Here is a 15,131-nt window from a genome sequence, read left to right on the forward strand (position 1 = left end):
CCGAGGTCAGCGAAGGGAGGCTTCGGGTCAGCGAAGGGAGGCTTCGTCGTATCCGTGACGTGCACCTGGGCGGTGTGATCAGGCGAAGCGGCACAATGGCCGGGCACCAGGCCCCTCTTCGCCCCCCGGGGCGCAGCTGCGCTGTCTATCGGGCATCCGCCTTGGCCTGCACGGCGGCGACGTAGCGGACGGTGAACACCATCGGGACCGCGAACCCGGCGACCTGGACGAGCGTGGCGGACGTCGAGTGGGCGCTGCCGGCATGGGCGATGACCGCGAGCGCGGCGGCCGTCACCGTGAAGGCGGCGGTCCACGCGGCGGTGATGACGACGTTGGTCCGGATGAACGGCTTGAGCTCCCAGACCTCGCGGGGTGTGCTGCGCTTGGCGATACCCAGGGTGAACGGCTTGCCGATGAGCAGCGATATCCCGGCGATGATCGCCAGGGTGGCTGAGGACAGGGCCGCCGAGTAGTCGTGCACGCCCGAGTGCGGGTCGGCAAAGGCGATCACCGTCAGGGCCGCGAAGAAGACCGCGGAGCCCAGTTCGATGATCAACGCGTCGAAGCCGGCCCCGGATTTGCGTTGCTGGACGGTCAACGCCACGGCCACCACCAGGGCGGCCAGCGCGGCCCACTGCCACTGGCCGGACGGAAGCACCGCGAAGACGATCCACGGAAGGAAGGTGCGCAGGTACGACATGGGTGGCCCTGTTTTTCTATATTCCTGTTCTGACATGTTGAAACTAGAGTCTCCACTGGTGACATGTCAAGAGTGGAAGGTAGAGTGGCCGACATGAGTCTTCGACACGCCCTTCTCGGGCTCCTGTCCGAACGCCCGGCCAGCGGATACGACTTGCTCAAGAGCTTCGACACCTCGCTGGCCAACGTCTGGCCCGCCACTCAGAGCCAGATCTACACAGAGCTGTCCAAGCTCGCCGACGCCGGGATGATCAGCGTCACGGCGGAGGGGCCGCGCGGCCGCAAGGAGTACACCCTCGCCGACGCGGGGCTGGCCGAACTCCGGCACTGGCTGACCGAGACCAAGCCACAGCGGAACACCCGCAGCGAGGTCCTCCTGAGGGTGTTCTTCCTCGGCGTACTCACCCCCGAGCAGGCGCGGGGCTACCTCACCGAGCTGATCAAGCTGTCCGAGCAGGCGCACGAGAACCTGCGCCACCTGGATGAGTCGATCGACTGGGACGGCGACAACCTGTCCGTCTGCGGCAGGATCACCCTGGAGTACGGCCTGCGGTTCAACGCCATGCGCCGAGAGTGGGCCGAGTGGGCGGTCGGCCAGATCCGGTAACCGGTGCCCATGACGCTGGTCGGACCTTCAGGCGCTTGGGTCGGCCCGCGCTGAGCCGGCACCGGCCGGCCCAGTGCCAGAACGCGCCTTCAGCAGCTCTCGGCCTCCCGGTGCGTCCACTCCGGCAGCCGAAGCAGCACGAGATGCCGAGTCCGCAAGCACCCGCGATGCCACCCTGGTCGGCAGCGTCCCTGATCCAGCGCGGCACTGTGCCCCAGGTGTACACGGCCTGGGTGGCGAAGTGCACGGCGAGCAGCACGGCCTGGCAGTGCTGGCCGCCGCTAAGCCAGGGGTCAGCACGCGGACCTGCCACTCCGCCCAGGGCTCGTCTTCAAAGGTTCGTGCTGATGCGGAGTCATGTCGGTTGTGGTGCGTCTGGGCTTGATCCGCTTTGACGGACAGCTGAGCTCAGGGGCCTTGGGCCTCGGAAGGATGATGTCCATCATGGAGAGCATGGGGAAGAAGAAGCCGCGTCCTCGGCGCTCGTTCACGCCGGAGTTCAAGGCCGAGATCGTCGAGCTGTGCCGGCGCGGGGACCGCTCGGTCGGTCAGGTGGCCAAGGACTTCGACCTGACCGAGACCGCTGCGCGCGCCTGGGTGAACCAGGCCGACGTCGACGCGGGTGAACGCGAGGGCCTGACCAGCGGCGAACGCGAGGAACTTGCCGCACTGCGGCGGGAGAACCGCCGCCTGCGCGAGGACGTCGACATCCTCCGCCGGGCCACAGCTTTCTTCGCGACGGAGACCCGGTGACGGTGCACCCGTTCATCGAGGCGGAGAAGCAGGGCGGACGCAACGTCAAACGGGCGTGTGAACTGCTCAAGGTCTCCCGTGCCGCCTTCTACGCCCGCCGCACCGCCGTGCCCGGTCCCCGCGTGGTCCGCGACGCGGAGCTGACCGAGAGGATCACCGAGGTCCACGAGAACTCGCGCGGCAGCTACGGGGCCCCGCGCGTCCATGCCGTGCTCCGGCGCGACGGTGAGCGGTGCGGCCGCCGCCGGGTGGCGCGGCTGATGCGTCGATCCGGACTCCAGGGCCGCCACCGCAGGCGAGGTCAGCGCACCACCATCCCCGATCCGAATGCCGGCATCCGTCCGGACCTGGTCCTGCGGGACTTCCAGCCCGATCCAGGCGCCGTCGACACTCGCTGGTGCGGCGACATCACGTACATACCGACGCGGGAGGGCTGGCTCTACCTGGCCACCGTCATCGACATCGCCTCCAGGCGCGTCGTCAGCTGGGCCACCGCCGACCATCTGCGGACCGAACTGGTCGCCGACGCGCTTCGGACCGCCTGCCGAACCCGCCGCCCAGCCGGCCCGGTGGTGTTCCATTCGGATCGCGGCTGCCAAGGCGGATTCAATCGGTCGTCGCAACACCTTGATCACGGAGGTGTGCGATGGGACGGGACAAGAAGCAGAAGGTGCCGGAGGTGCCTGCGGGTGCGCGACGGCAGTGGGCGGCGGATCGGGCGCTGCGACCGCCGATGCGTTCACCGGGTCGGCCGGAGCCTTCTCGTGCGGTGCAGCGGGACTTCTGGCGGCGGATCGCGTCGGGAGTGACGACGGCAGAGGCCGCGGTGGCTGTTAGCGTTTCATGGCCGGTCGGAACCCGGTGGTTCCGCCACGCTGGCGGCATGTCGCCGATCAGCCTGGACGAGCCCACCGGCCGCTACCTGTCGTTCGCTGAGCGTGAGGAGATCGCGCTACTGCGCGCCCAGGAGCTCGGCGTGCGCGAGATCGCTCGCAGGATCGGACGTGACGCGGGCACGATCTCCCGCGAGCTGCGCCGCAACGCGGCGACCCGGGGCGGCAAACCGGTCTACCGGGCTCTGGTCGCGCAGTGGAAAGCGCAGCAGGCCGCGAAGCGCCCGAAGACCGCGAAGCTCGCTGGCAACGACAGGTTGCGTGAGTACGTACAGGAGCGGCTCGCCGGCAGCGTCGATCGTCCCGACGGCACGATCGTCACCGGTCCTGTGACGCCCGCGTGGAAAGGGCTGAACAAGCCACATCGGCAGGACAGACGATGGGCGACGGCGTGGAGCCCGGAACAGATCTCGTACCGGCTCCATGTCGACTTCCCCGAGTCCATGCGCATCAGCCACGAAGCGATCTACCAGGCGCTGTTCATCGAAGGCCGGGGCGCGCTCAAGCGGGAACTGGTCACGTGTCTGCGCACCGGACGGGCGTTGCGGACTCCCCGCGGACGGTCGCAGAACAAGCCGCAGGGGCATGTCACCGCGGACGTCGTCCTCAGTGAACGTCCCGCCGAAGCCAGGGACCGCGCGATCCCCGGACACTGGGAAGGCGATTTGATCATCGGGACGGACCGATCCGCGATCGGCACGCTTGTCGAGCGCAGCAGCCGCTCCACGCTCCTCGTATACCTGCCTCGACTCGAGGGCTGGGGCGAGAGTCCGCCCGTGAAGAACGGCCCCTCGCTGGGGGGCTATGGCGCGATCGCGATGAACGCGGCGCTCACGACGTCGATGACCCGGCTGCCCGAGCAGCTACGCAAGACCCTCACCTGGGACCGCGGGAAGGAACTCTCCGGCCATGCCCAGTTCGCTCTCGATACCGGGACGAAGGTGTTCTTCGCCGATCCGCACTCGCCCTGGCAACGACCGACGAACGAGAACACGAACGGGCTGCTGCGTCAGTACTTCCCGAAGGGCACCGACCTCTCCCGGTGGTCGTCCACGGACCTGGAAGCCGTCGCCATGGCGATCAACAACCGGCCCCGCAAGATCCTAGGCTGGCGGACACCAGCCGAGGTCTTCGAGGAGCAGCTACGCTCGCTACCACAGCCCGGTGTTGCAACGACCGGTTGAACTCGCCCAATACACCAGCTTCCGCCTGGCCGCCCGCCTGGCCAAAGAGGAGATCGCGGCGAGCATCGGTACCGTCGGCGACGCCCTGGACAACGCCCTGATGGAATCGATCATCGGACTGTACAAGACCGAGGTCATCAAGCCCCGGGGCCCCTGGCGCACGCTGGCCGACATCGAGATCGCCACCGCCGAGTGGGTCGAGTGGTTCAACCAGGCCCGGCTCTTCAGTGAACTCGGCCAAATCCCACCCGCCGAGTACGAAGCCAACTACTACGAACAGCACCCAAACATGCAGGTCACAGCCACAACCTGAAGTCTCGAACAAACCCGGAGCGGTTCAGAGATCAGCCGGGCAGTGATTACCCACGTGCGCACATCGGTCAAAGTGCGGCAGCAACTCGACCACGGCCGGGCATGGCGGCGCGCTGTTCGCGCCGCTATGCCCCGTCCACCAGGCCCTGACTCGGATAGAAAGGCGGATACTGATGATCTATTGAAGCCCGCCCCAGTAATAGACGGTGCTGGCACTTCTCAATCGAACGATGGGAAAGTGAGCAGATATTCTGTGGATTGATTACCAGTCGGTCCTTGGCTCGCGGCTATGGGAAATATTTCAGCGCAGACAAATTGCCACATACCAGGGCTTGGCGCCACCTGCGACCCTGACCTGCACATCCCACGAGCCAGCTCTAGGCAGATCGAAGAGGCTCTCTTCGGCTGCACCGACTGTCGTGATGCTCAACGTCCCACTTGGAAAGTCCATGGGGCCGTGAAATATAGGCTCGATGTCCTCGCCAAGAGAAAGGGGGAACTCATTTTCAAATACTTCCACAAATACTGCCCCTTCTGTGTCGGGTCGTGTAATGACCAGAAGTGAGCTCGGGCTGCTCGAGAAGCGCTCCAGGCCGGTAGCTAGCGGAGGAGGGGTGTCGTCGGTCTCAAAGTCCTGGAGGTAGAGGTGCTGATATGATTGCTGGAATTCGATTGACATCTTGGCGGACGGTGCCGATATGAATTCAATGCTCACAAATTCTCCATTATTGAATAATGAAAGGAATATTGATGACATCGACAAGGAATCGGGTCGAAGTGCTCGGTCCTTTTATTTTATAGAATCCATGCTTGCGGTAGAATCTATTTAGATCATCTCGTTGGATGATCTGCTCGGGAAATGGCGCTCCCATTGTCTGTGACCCGACTCCGCCTTGCATTGTTGAGGCGAATGGGTATTCGTCACAGCTTCCCTGGCTTTCGTCCCAAGAGCTTCCGCAGCCCGCCATCTCTCGCGTCAGGTTGAGCTCGGCTGGCGTCTACTTGTGGTAATTGAGAAGCCATGGCTTGTTCTTTTTGATCGCACTGTAGTCATTTATTGCAATCTGTGGGGTCTTGTTGTAATCGACAATGAATACAGGTATTGATCGGCACTCCTCGTTGCTTAGAGCCTTATCGGCCTGGCAGTGATCGGATAGAGTATTTTGTTGAACCTGTGTGAGATCGTCCCAAGTGTAGTCCTGTGGGGTGCTTCCTTGCCCGATCCCAAGACCTTGCGAGACCTGGACCTGGCTCGGCGTGAATCCAAGCGGGATGGCCGATGGGTTGGCCGTACCTGCGGCCAAGGTCTGCGTAGATCCAACCGATTGGCCGTTGGCGGTTGATTGGGCGGGTGTGTTGTTGCTGTTGGGGTTGTCGGTGCCGGGTGGGGTGGTCCAGCGCGGCGGTGGCGGTGGTGTGGCGGGGCCCTTGGGGGTGGGGGGGTTCGCCGTCTGCGCAGTCGCTGTAGCCGGCAGCCCTGCCGTACCTCTCCTTTTCCAGCAATACGTATCCGAAACTCCCGAATCGACGCATCTGCATTTCATTTTGAATCTGAACTGATTTCGGGCTCTTGCCCTTCACCTTCTTGCCGTAGTCTCGCGCGCTGCTCCACTCTGCTCCGCCCTTAGGGCCGGAGGAACGGGAGGTCTGCTGTTCCATGAGTTCCTGGATGTTCCTCGTCACTCTGGTCGGGTATGAGAATTGCCAGTAGCTGGAGCTGTAGCCAGTGTTGGGGGTGGGGCCGCTGCCTCCCGGTCCGGGACTGGTGGGTGTGTCGCAGGGGTTGTGGCCGGTGGGGTCGGTGTTGTCGAGGGGGTCGGCGGCGCCGTAGCTGTATCGGTTGGCGATGCTGGAGGTGACGGGTTCGAGGTTGGCTGTGTCGCGGCTGGTGAACCCTGCGCTTGCCGGGTCGTACCAGTGGCTGGCGGTGCTGATCTGGCCGGTGGCGCTGTCGGTCCAGCCGCCTTGGTAGCCGATGCTGTGGGTGGTGCCGCTGGTGGCGGTGGGCTTGCCCCAGGGGTCGTAGGCGCTGGACCCGCCGGTGGTTGAGGCTGTGGCGGTGAAGTTGCCGACGAGGTCGCCGTGCCGGTCGGTGTAGGCGAATGCTGCTGCGCCGTTTGCGCCGATGGTGGTGAGGCTGCCGCCTGGGGTACGGGTGTACTTCTCGGTGCCGTCTGATGTGAGGGTGCTGGAGGTGGCGTCGTAGGTGAAGCTGTGCCCGGCGGTTTGGGTGAGGCGGCCGAGGGCGTCGTAGGTGTAGGTCTTGCCTGCCTGTGCGGTGAGCTGGTCGAACGCGTCGTAGGTGGCGGTGGAGGTGTTGCTCCCGGACGTGCTGCTGGTGCGGGTACCTCTGGGGCTGTAGGTGTAGGTGGTTCCGGTGGTGTTCTGGCTGGTGAGCTGGTTGCGCTGGTTGTAGGTGGCTGTGTTGGTGCCGTCGGCGGTGAGGTTGCCGTTGCCGTCGTAGGCGTAGGCGGTTGAGGCGGCGCCGTTGTTCCAGCTGTTGAGGCGGCCGGCCTGGTCGTATGTGTAGGACTGGGTGGTGGATCCGGTGAGGCCGTTGGTGGTCTTGGTCTTCAGGCGGCCTGACGGGTAGTAGCCGTAGGCGAGCGATGCGATCGCGGCACCGGTGGTGGTTTTGAGACTGTCGTTGGTGACGTTGCCCTGGCTGCTCAACGGCCGTGAGGCCCTGTCTGTTGCGCAGAACATCCGCTCGATTCGTCAGCTCACCCGATCAGGTACCGAGCTGAAAAGGCTCACTCGCGTATCTGCAGCAAAAAGCGGGACGTACCGCGGACGGCAAGTACAACCGGCTGCCGGCCAGCAGTCTCGGCGCGATCCTGCGCGGAGACGCGGTCCCACGGCGAGGACACGTCACCGCGTTCACACAGGCGCTTGGACTATCCCGCGCCACGGTCGTCCACTGGGAGAGGGCGTGGGACCGGGCACGCAACACGGACGGACCTCCGGCCGCTCTCTCCCAGCGGCTTCCCCGGCCGCCAAGGATCCGCTTCATCGCCTCGCAGCCGACCGCAGCGGCCTGGCCGGGACCAGTCGATGACGCCTTCCGCTTCCTGCAGCCGACTCCCCACGCCGGGCTCCGACCCGAGGACCTGGACTACCTCCGCGCACACGGAATCCCGTCCGTCAGCATGAACCAGCCGATCATCTGGCCAGGGCCCCAAGCCCCCTACCCGCCAGCAGGAGAAACCGACGCAGGGCTGCCCATCCGGGGGCCCCGCCGCTACGAGCCCCCGTCCGCGTCTGGCTTCGACCCAGCCCGGCTAACAGGATCCGCGCGCGCGAGTCACCGGCCGGCCCGCCGGACAGATTGGTGATCGCTCCCATGCCCGACGGCAGCCAACAGCCGGGCTCGCCGGTGAGCAACAGGCGCGCCGCTCGGCGGGAGCCGCGAGGACAGCACTCAGGGCATCCGTGAGAGAGGCCCCCGCCAGGGTCGGTTGACTCTTCCGGCCTGAAGGGCGAGGCCAGCCTGGTCTTGACCTGGCGAAACCGGAGCACGACATCTTGCGAGGCGGTGCCGTCCGCGGGTGGTGGCGACCGCCGACGTTGCAATGCACGGCCGGGTGCGTCGTCAGCTTTCGGTCTGCTCGGTGCCCTCTGCTTCTTCGGGGATGGTCCAGCGCAGCAGGGTGGTGGTGCCGGCCTGTTCCAGGGTGATCGGGTAGACCTGGTTCCAGGCTCGTTCGCCGTGGTGGCGCATGGAGTGGTTGCCCGGGTCCCAACCCAGGCCCAGGACCTGGCACCCGTCGATCTCAATCTGTCCGGCAAGCAGGGGGTGAGTCTGGCCAGCCCGGTCGAGAAGGTGGAAGTGGGTGTGCGCGTCCACGGAGACCACCAGGCCGGTGCGGGGCCCTTCCGTCAGCCAGCTCTGGAGCTGGTCGGCGAACTCGTGGGCTTCGTGCAGGGGGAGGTCGAGCCGCCCGTAGGGCCCCTCGACCTCGTACCGGGGTGTCCGTTCTCCGCCGAATCGGACGTGGGCGTCGTCCTCGTACTTCCCCCAGTACGTGACGTCGGCGAGTCCGTCGATCGACTCGCCCGGCAGCCCGACGAACGAGTCGAGGGCGCGGGCGTCCCCGAGGACCATGCCGCACCGGTCGATCGGCAGGTCACCGAGCCGGATCGGCTCTCCGTCGGGGTCGCCCGGCCAGGGTACGCCGAGGTCGATCTCCAGGACCGTGACGACCGGCCCGTCGTACGACTCCCCCGTTTCGGCTCGCACCTTCAGCGGCCGGTCGGTAGCGGCCGGCACCGCGACCGCCTCGCAGGACCAGTCCCGGCTCGGGCCGTCCGCGGGCTCGTGCAGATGGCCACCACCTTGCTCCGCGGCGACCAGTGCCCGCACGGACAACGGATCGCCGAGCTCGGACCAGTGATCGATCCAGCCGGCCATGCCCAGGACCAGCACACCGGACGGCGCGGTGACGACTCCCAGGTCGACAGAGGTCTCGCTCATCCGCCGATTCAACCAGGTGCAGATCGGGGCGCTCATGGGGCCCTCGCGGCGCAGCCGTGCGGCGGTCCACCAGGTTCTCCGTGATCCAGCCCGGAGCCGCAAACCATCGTGCTCCACTCGCAAACTACGGTGCTCCGTCCCAGGCGCCCTGCTTCTGATGTGCGCTTAGATGTGTGGTTCAAAGAGAGTAAATATGCGAGCTCATATGCGTGAAAGCTAGAGTGTATATGCGATATCTTCTTTGCTAGGAGGTACGTAATGTCTGAGATCTATGCCGCAGTCGACGCGCTGCTGGCCAAGGCGCGGGACGGCGGGGACCTGCCGGAGCCAGCCGAGCGCAAGCGGCTGCGGGAGGTTGCCGGTTTCACCCAGGAGGAGGTGGCGGCCGCCTTGGATATCCGCCGGGAGACCTTCGCGAAGTGGGAGGCCGGCACGGCGCAGCCGCGGGCCCCCAAGCGCGGCGCCTACGCCTTCCTGCTGGCGGGCCTGGCTGACATCCACGGCACCCAGGGCCCCGACGGCTGGCTGACCCTCGCCCGCCAGGCCCGCCCCCTCGACACCGGCACCACCACCGAGACCACGGAAGGGGAGTGAGATCCTGATGGACCGTCAGACGTACACCGCCGAGCTCGCCGGTCTGCGCGAGCTGCGCACCGAGATCACGGTCGCCGAGAAGGCCGTCGCGGCCGCGCAGAAGGAGCTGGACAGGCTCGCCGCCCAGCGCGCGCGCAAGGTGGCCGGGCTCGCGGGGTACGAGGGTGCGCAGGCCGCGCCGATCGCGAAGGCCTCGGGCCTGTCGGTTGGGGAGGTCGTGCGGATCGCCCCGCTGCTGGACCCGACCCCGGCCGTCGTCCGCACTGCCAAGGGCGAGGACCAGGCCGTCGCCGTTGCCCCCGGTGCAGCACCCGTCCAGGCCCCAACTCCGGTGGTCGAGCCCGCGCCGCAGCCGGTCGGCGCGGTTGCCCCGGTGCTGACCCGCTCGGCCCCCGTCGCTGTCGTCGAGCAGCCGGCCCCTGCCGCCGAGGTGCCGCGCGAGTTGGAGGGCCAGGCTGTCGTTGCCGAGCAGCCGGCCGAGGTCCCCGCCGCCGCGCCGGTCGCTTCGGTCGCTGCCCCAGTGCGCGCGGCGGGGGAGTCCGGTCCGCGTGAGCTGCCGACCCTCCCGGAGGGCCCGGACGGTGCGCGGTTCGAGACGGTGACCACCGGCCTGGTGTCCAAGCGCCCGGCCTTCGTCCAGAACGCTCGCAGCACGGTGTTCCTGGACGCGGCGACCGGTGAGCTGGCGGTCCGCGACCAGGTCGTCCGGCTCAACCTCGGTGCCCGGACGCCGGGGGATATCCTGGACGCCGTCCTGGCCGCCGCGCCCGGCACCGAGCGCATCTACATCACCGCTGGCGCTCCGTGGCACGACGGTGCCGAGCGGTACTCCACCCTCAAGGACGCCGTCGCGGCCTGGCTCAACACCCCCTCGCAGCGGTGGACCACCGCCGTTGGGGTGGGCCGGGACAAGCTGGCCGGGCACTTCATCCACCAACGTCAGCCCGTGGGCCGCTACGCCCCCGCTGCCGCGCCGGACTCCGGCATGGTGGAGATCCGCTCCATCGGGGAGTGGTTCGACACGGACGGTGCCGACGCCGCGACGTGCCGTCAGGCGTTCACGCTGTTGTGGCAGGCGCTGCGCCGGCACTGGGACGACGTGGTGCTGATGGGCTCCCCGTCGCAGACCGGCCGGGACCTGTGGTCACGCACCATCCCCACCAAGGGGAAGTGGGCCGGGGGCTACCCGGTGCTGTCGGAGGAGCTGCGGGGTCTGCTGCACGCCACCGGCGGGCAGGGCCGGACCGAGCTGGTCCTGCCGCCGCGCGTGCCGGAGCAGCTGCCCGCGCTGGTGGAGTACGACCGCACCTTCGCTTATGCCAAGCACCTGTGGAAGTCTCCGGTCGGCACCCCGACCCGGGTCACCGCTCAGGGGTTCGCGGCGATGACGGAGGCGGAGCAGGCGAAGGCGTTGATGTCCTGCTCGCACTGGAACGTCCGCGTGACTGTCCCGGCCGGGTGGAACCACGTCGGCCTGCTCCCCGCCCCGGTGAGCGGGGAGCGCGCCTGGATTTACCCGGCCGAGCCGGATACGACGTTCACGACCTGGGCCGGCGGGGCAGAGGTGCACCTGGCGCTGTCGAACCACCTGATGCCGTGGAAGGTGGAGATCCTCGACGGTCTGGTCTTCGAGGACGGCAAGCCGCTGGACGACTGGGGCAAGAAGCTCAAGGCCGCCTGGGCGGACCTGGGCAACCTCTCGAAGCTGCACGGCGACGAGCGCCAGCGCACCGCCGCCTACCTCGCGAGCCGTGCGGTTCGCTCGGTGCTGCTGTTCGGCCTGGGCGGGTTCGCGCAGCGCCCGCGCCTGGTCTCCGGCACCACGCGGGCCGGCGAGGTGCTCCCGGCGGGGGTGGAGATCCTGGGCCAGGACGGCGAGGTGGTGACCTGGCAGCGGCAGGCCGGGTTCTCCCGCGACCCGTACGCGCACCCCGAGTGGGCCGCCTACGTGTGGTCGGGGGCGCGGGCGGCGCTGCTGGACATGAAGTACCGCGACGGCAAGGAGGTCGTCGGCGTTGCCGGGGCCCTGCACGCGAAGCCGGGCACGGTCGTGTACTTCGGCACGGACGGCATCGCCCTGACCGAGCGGCAGCCCTGGCCGTACCGGGGCGAGCCCGGTGACTACCTCCTCAAGGGCCACCTCACCGGCCCGGTGCAGCACCCGACCAGCCAGGAGCAGTACCTGACGCTGCGCGGCCGGGGCCGCGCCGAACTCGCCGCGAAGGGAGCTGAGCAGAGTTGAGCCCCGCAGACCCGCAGAACCCGAACGAGGCCGCGCGCCTGACCCAGCAGTTGCTGGACGAGGGGTACACCAAGCGCCAAGTCGCCAAGATGCTCGGCCGCGACGCCTCGCTCGTCTCGCAGTTCTTCACCAAGGGCAAGGGCGCGAGCATGGTCAACGCGCTGCGCCAGGTGGTCCGGGCGGTGCGCGGCGGCGAGCGGGACGAGGAGGCGCTGTCCGGTATCGCGGGGGAGAACACGAAGCGGCGCACCACCAAGGGCGGCCAGAAGGCGCGGGTGCGGGGGAAGGACACCATCGGCACCCCGGGCGGCAGCATGGCTGGCCGGGCCGGGAAGCAGGCCATCAGGTCGGGTGCCGCGCACCTGGCCCCGGTCGTCCACGAGACCGGGCAGGCCGGCGGGAAGCTGGCCTTCACCGTGCGGATGAAGGCCGACCAGTACGTCTACTCCGCCGGATCCGAGAAGGACTCCGGCGGGGTGCGCCGCGGCTTCATCCCCCGATCGGACGGCACCGAGGAGCGCACCTACGGCTCCAGCTCGTCCGGTGGGTTCGACGCCGCCGAGTGGTCCCAGCGCGTCGCCGACCACCACGGCGACGTCACCGAAGCCATGCAGGCCTGGCTGGTGGAGACGGGCCGCGCCGTCGAGGACGCCGACATCGCGTACCTCGAGGTCCGCGGCTGGGTCCCCGAGGAGAACGGATGAGCGCGCATCCGATGTTCGGCCGGCCGAGGCCGGCCTGGTTCTGGGGACCCGCCGACAAGCTCGCGCTGCTGCGCCGCGCCGCCGGTGAGCGCGAAGTGGTCCTTGACCCGGTCACCCCGCCGGGCGAGGACGAGGCCCAAGAGCTGATTGACGAGCTCGCCGACATCATCGTGGCCGAAGGACTCGACGAGCAGTGGTCACTCACCGAGTTCGGTGACCTGGCCGAGAGCCTGATCAGCGGCCTTCACCGCTACGCCTACCCCGACGAGCACTGACCCGGCCCGCAGCACCCCGCAGCACCCCGTAGCAAGAAGGAGAGCCCTGCGCCGTGGACATGACCGCCCCCGCCGGGCCGCCCGAGCCCTTTAGCTGGTTCGTCTCGTCCCAGGAGAAGCAGGCGATCCTGCGCGAAGCCGCGACTTCGCGCGGTGTCACCTTGCATGTCCAGCGCCCGCCCACTCCGGAGGAGGCGGAGACGCTGGCGGACGAGCTGATGGACATCCTCATCGGCCGGGGCTTTGAGGCGGACTGGGAGATCACCTCGTTCGGAGGCCTTGTCGAGGACGTCATCGACATCGTCTATCCCTACGTCGACCCGGACTGACCAGTCCCTCCCGCTGCACCTGTACCAGCCATCTCACGCACCGCCCGGCAGTCGAAGGAGAGCCCTGCGCCGTGGAGACCACGACCACTACCGCCATCGAGGGCGTCCCGGCCGGGCTGCGCGGCCCGGCTTCGCTGCCCGCACAGGCCAAGCCGCCCGTCGTCGTGAACCCGCTGCCGTTGCACTGGTTCCAGAAGGACGCGGTGGCGGCCGCGGTGAAGGCCGTCAAGAACGGCGGCCGGGCGACGGTCGTCGCCGCGACCGGCTCCGGGAAGACGCTGATCGCCGCCGGGTGCGCCCGGCGGCTGGCGGCGAGGGGCCGGGTGCTGGTGCTGGTGCCGACGATCGAGCTGCTGGAGCAGACCGCCGAGTCGTGGTCGGTCAAGGGCGGGCGTCGGGGTCTGGCGGTGGCGGCGTGTTCGCGGGCGGAGGCGTTGGAGAGTGCGGAGGCCGGTGGCCGCGTCCACGCCCAGGTGACCACCCAGGCTGCTCGGATCGCGGACCTGGTCGCTTCGGTGAAGGCGGGCGAGGCGGTCACCGTCTACGCGACCTACGCCTCGCTGGAGCGGATCGTGGCGGCGCACAAGGACTTCGGCCTGCCGATGTGGGACCTGGTCGTCATCGACGAGGCGCACCGCACCGCAGGTTCCGAGGGCAAGGCGTGGGCCGCGATTCACTCGGACGAGAAGGTCCCGGCCGCCCGGCGGCTGTACTTCACCGCCACCCCGAAGATCGCCGACGACTCCAAGGCGAAGCCGGGCCTGGCCAACCTCACCGCTGGCGCCGACGGCCAGGACGTGGAGCAGCTGCCAGCGCTCTGTTCCATGGACGACCCGGCCGTCTACGGCGAGACGGTGTTCACCTGGACGCTCGGCCAGGGAATCGAGCACGGCTACCTCGCCGACTACAGGGTGCTGGTCCCGGTGGTGACCGACGAGGACCTGCGCGAGCTGCTCAACCTGCCCGCCGTGGCCGACCTGCGCTCTCAGAGGTCGAACGAGGAACTGCTGCGCCTGGCCCTGCAGATCGCGGTGCTGCGCGCCGTCGCCGACCTGGAGCTGCGCCGGGTCATCACCTTCCACTCCCGCGTACAGGCGGCCCGGGAGTTCGCCGCCACCTTGGCGGCCACCGCCGAACTGCTCCCGGATCCGGACCGGCCTGAGCGGGTGACCGCGCTCGCGGTGGCCGGCTCCGACAAGCTGAAGGACCGCCGTGCCGCGTTCGCCACCTTCACCGCCTCCACCGGAGAGCGGTCTGGGGACGAGGGCGAGGAGTGCTGCATCATCTGCAACTCCCGGCTCCTGAACGAGGGCATCGACGTGGCCGCCGTTGACGCCATCGTCTTCGCGGACCCCAAGAGCTCGGTCATCGACGTCGTCCAGGCCGTCGGCCGGGCCCTGCGCCAGTCCTACCGCCAGGGCAAGGTGTCCTGGGTCATCATCCCCGTCTACCTGCCCACCCCGCTGGTCGGGGACGGCACCGCGACCACCGACCCGGCGAAGGTGACCGAGGCGGGGGAGGCGGTGAAGGCCGAGGCCGACGACGAGATCGAAGCCTCCTCGTTCCGCACCATCTGGCGCGTCCTGCGGGCCCTGGCCGCCCACGACGCCCGCGTGGTTGGCCGCATCACGGAGCTGCGCACCAAGCGGGCGGGTGAGAAGGAGGACGTCACCGAGGCGGAGACGGGCGAGGAGACTGGCGAGGCCGGGGACGCCGAGCAGCAGGGCCCGGAGGAGCCGCCGGTGGACTGGCTGCGGATCAACGCCCGCAAGCACGCCGCCCAGATCCTCCAGACGGTGAAGCTGCGGGCGTTCAACCCGCGCGCTTCGGAGTGGCAGCGCATGCACCAGCTGGCCGCCGCGTTCCACAGCGAGCACCACCACCTCGACCCGAGCGACAAGACCCGCGACGGTGCGCTGGTCTCCTGGCTCGACCGTCAGCGCTACCTGGGCGGGGCCGGCCTGCTGGCCCCGGTCCGGGTCAACGAGCTGGACCAGCTCGGCATGATCTGGGACAAGCACGCCCGCTCCTGGGAGCGGGGCTACGCCCACGCCCGGGCCTGGGC

Annotated in this window: 16 protein-coding genes; 11 read left to right on the forward strand and 5 right to left on the reverse strand. The window is 68.3% G+C overall.

What is annotated here, in order from left to right; all coding sequences use genetic code 11:
- Window positions 1-145: 145 nt before the first annotated feature.
- Entirely contained in the window at window positions 146-700 is a 555-nt protein-coding gene (locus ACXJMZ_RS33085) for a hypothetical protein (protein ID WP_457033708.1), read from the reverse strand.
- Window positions 701-793: 93 nt separating this feature from the next.
- On the opposite strand from ACXJMZ_RS33085, the gene ACXJMZ_RS33090 reads away from it, so the two are divergent.
- The 5 genes from ACXJMZ_RS33090 (at window position 794) to ACXJMZ_RS33110 (ending at window position 4,449) form a co-directional block, all read left to right on the forward strand.
- Complete coding sequence (locus ACXJMZ_RS33090; protein WP_457033709.1) at window positions 794-1,306, forward strand: PadR family transcriptional regulator; 513 nt, start codon at window positions 794-796, stop codon at window positions 1,304-1,306.
- 444 nt (window positions 1,307-1,750) lie between these two features.
- Complete coding sequence (locus ACXJMZ_RS33095) at window positions 1,751-2,059, forward strand: transposase (RefSeq protein ID WP_457033710.1); 309 nt, start codon at window positions 1,751-1,753, stop codon at window positions 2,057-2,059.
- The gene (locus tag ACXJMZ_RS33100; RefSeq protein ID WP_457033711.1) at window positions 2,056-2,868 is read left to right on the forward strand and encodes an IS3 family transposase; all 813 of its coding nucleotides are present in this window, start codon (window positions 2,056-2,058) and stop codon (window positions 2,866-2,868) included. The genes ACXJMZ_RS33095 and ACXJMZ_RS33100 overlap by 4 nt, the downstream gene beginning before the upstream one ends.
- Window positions 2,793-4,136, forward strand: coding sequence for an IS30 family transposase (locus ACXJMZ_RS33105; protein WP_457033723.1), 1,344 nt, complete (start codon window positions 2,793-2,795; stop codon window positions 4,134-4,136). The genes ACXJMZ_RS33100 and ACXJMZ_RS33105 overlap by 76 nt, the downstream gene beginning before the upstream one ends.
- On the forward strand, window positions 4,117-4,449 hold the full coding sequence (locus ACXJMZ_RS33110; RefSeq protein WP_457033712.1) for an integrase core domain-containing protein: 333 nt from the start codon (window positions 4,117-4,119) through the stop codon (window positions 4,447-4,449). The genes ACXJMZ_RS33105 and ACXJMZ_RS33110 overlap by 20 nt, the downstream gene beginning before the upstream one ends.
- A gap of 300 nt (window positions 4,450-4,749) precedes the next feature.
- Here the strand turns inward: ACXJMZ_RS33110 and ACXJMZ_RS33115 are convergent, their stop codons facing one another.
- The 4 genes from ACXJMZ_RS33115 to ACXJMZ_RS33130 all read right to left on the reverse strand — a co-directional run bounded on the left by ACXJMZ_RS33115 (window position 4,750) and on the right by ACXJMZ_RS33130 (window position 8,922).
- Window positions 4,750-5,163, reverse strand: coding sequence for a hypothetical protein (locus tag ACXJMZ_RS33115; RefSeq protein WP_457033713.1), 414 nt, complete (start codon window positions 5,161-5,163; stop codon window positions 4,750-4,752).
- A 10-nt stretch (window positions 5,164-5,173) separates the two neighbouring features.
- Window positions 5,174-5,416 carry a NucA/NucB deoxyribonuclease domain-containing protein gene (locus tag ACXJMZ_RS33120; RefSeq protein WP_457033714.1) on the reverse strand — a complete coding sequence of 81 codons (243 nt, stop codon included), beginning with the start codon at window positions 5,414-5,416 and terminating at the stop codon, window positions 5,174-5,176.
- 163 nt (window positions 5,417-5,579) lie between these two features.
- On the reverse strand, window positions 5,580-7,121 hold the full coding sequence (locus ACXJMZ_RS33125) for an RHS repeat-associated core domain-containing protein (RefSeq protein ID WP_457033715.1): 1,542 nt from the start codon (window positions 7,119-7,121) through the stop codon (window positions 5,580-5,582).
- 919 nt (window positions 7,122-8,040) lie between these two features.
- Window positions 8,041-8,922: a hypothetical protein gene (locus ACXJMZ_RS33130; protein ID WP_457033716.1), complete on the reverse strand. Its 882-nt coding sequence runs from the start codon at window positions 8,920-8,922 to the stop codon at window positions 8,041-8,043.
- A 258-nt stretch (window positions 8,923-9,180) separates the two neighbouring features.
- Between ACXJMZ_RS33130 and ACXJMZ_RS33135 the strand changes: the two genes are divergently transcribed.
- The 6 genes from ACXJMZ_RS33135 to ACXJMZ_RS33160 form a co-directional block, all read left to right on the forward strand.
- The gene (locus ACXJMZ_RS33135) at window positions 9,181-9,516 is read left to right on the forward strand and encodes a helix-turn-helix domain-containing protein (RefSeq protein WP_457033717.1); all 336 of its coding nucleotides are present in this window, start codon (window positions 9,181-9,183) and stop codon (window positions 9,514-9,516) included.
- 7 nt (window positions 9,517-9,523) lie between these two features.
- On the forward strand, window positions 9,524-11,758 hold the full coding sequence (locus tag ACXJMZ_RS33140; protein ID WP_457033718.1) for a hypothetical protein: 2,235 nt from the start codon (window positions 9,524-9,526) through the stop codon (window positions 11,756-11,758).
- Window positions 11,755-12,462, forward strand: coding sequence for a helix-turn-helix domain containing protein (locus ACXJMZ_RS33145; protein WP_457033719.1), 708 nt, complete (start codon window positions 11,755-11,757; stop codon window positions 12,460-12,462). The genes ACXJMZ_RS33140 and ACXJMZ_RS33145 overlap by 4 nt, the downstream gene beginning before the upstream one ends.
- Complete coding sequence (locus tag ACXJMZ_RS33150; RefSeq protein ID WP_457033720.1) at window positions 12,459-12,737, forward strand: hypothetical protein; 279 nt, start codon at window positions 12,459-12,461, stop codon at window positions 12,735-12,737. The genes ACXJMZ_RS33145 and ACXJMZ_RS33150 overlap by 4 nt, the downstream gene beginning before the upstream one ends.
- 53 nt (window positions 12,738-12,790) lie before the next feature.
- Window positions 12,791-13,066 carry a hypothetical protein gene (locus tag ACXJMZ_RS33155; RefSeq protein ID WP_457033721.1) on the forward strand — a complete coding sequence of 92 codons (276 nt, stop codon included), beginning with the start codon at window positions 12,791-12,793 and terminating at the stop codon, window positions 13,064-13,066.
- 71 nt (window positions 13,067-13,137) lie between these two features.
- On the forward strand, window positions 13,138-15,131 hold a 1,994-nt coding region (locus ACXJMZ_RS33160), incomplete at its 3' end, for a DEAD/DEAH box helicase family protein (RefSeq protein ID WP_457033722.1).

The sequence above is a fragment of the Kitasatospora sp. P5_F3 genome (genome assembly GCF_054049135.1).

Excerpts from the sequence above, each read along its gene's own strand:
- ACXJMZ_RS33150 (WP_457033720.1), top strand. The coding sequence starts at position 12,459 with ATGAGCGCGCATCCGATGTTCGGCCGGCCGAGGCCGGCCTGGTTCTGG.
- ACXJMZ_RS33120 (WP_457033714.1), bottom strand. The coding sequence starts at position 5,416 with ATGGCGGGCTGCGGAAGCTCTTGGGACGAAAGCCAGGGAAGCTGTGAC.
- ACXJMZ_RS33140 (WP_457033718.1), top strand. The coding sequence starts at position 9,524 with ATGGACCGTCAGACGTACACCGCCGAGCTCGCCGGTCTGCGCGAGCTG.
- ACXJMZ_RS33095 (WP_457033710.1), top strand. The coding sequence starts at position 1,751 with ATGGAGAGCATGGGGAAGAAGAAGCCGCGTCCTCGGCGCTCGTTCACG.
- ACXJMZ_RS33135 (WP_457033717.1), top strand. The coding sequence starts at position 9,181 with ATGTCTGAGATCTATGCCGCAGTCGACGCGCTGCTGGCCAAGGCGCGG.
- ACXJMZ_RS33105 (WP_457033723.1), top strand. The coding sequence starts at position 2,793 with ATGCGTTCACCGGGTCGGCCGGAGCCTTCTCGTGCGGTGCAGCGGGAC.
- ACXJMZ_RS33130 (WP_457033716.1), bottom strand. The coding sequence starts at position 8,922 with ATGAGCGAGACCTCTGTCGACCTGGGAGTCGTCACCGCGCCGTCCGGT.
- ACXJMZ_RS33090 (WP_457033709.1), top strand. The coding sequence starts at position 794 with ATGAGTCTTCGACACGCCCTTCTCGGGCTCCTGTCCGAACGCCCGGCC.
- ACXJMZ_RS33085 (WP_457033708.1), bottom strand. The coding sequence starts at position 700 with ATGTCGTACCTGCGCACCTTCCTTCCGTGGATCGTCTTCGCGGTGCTT.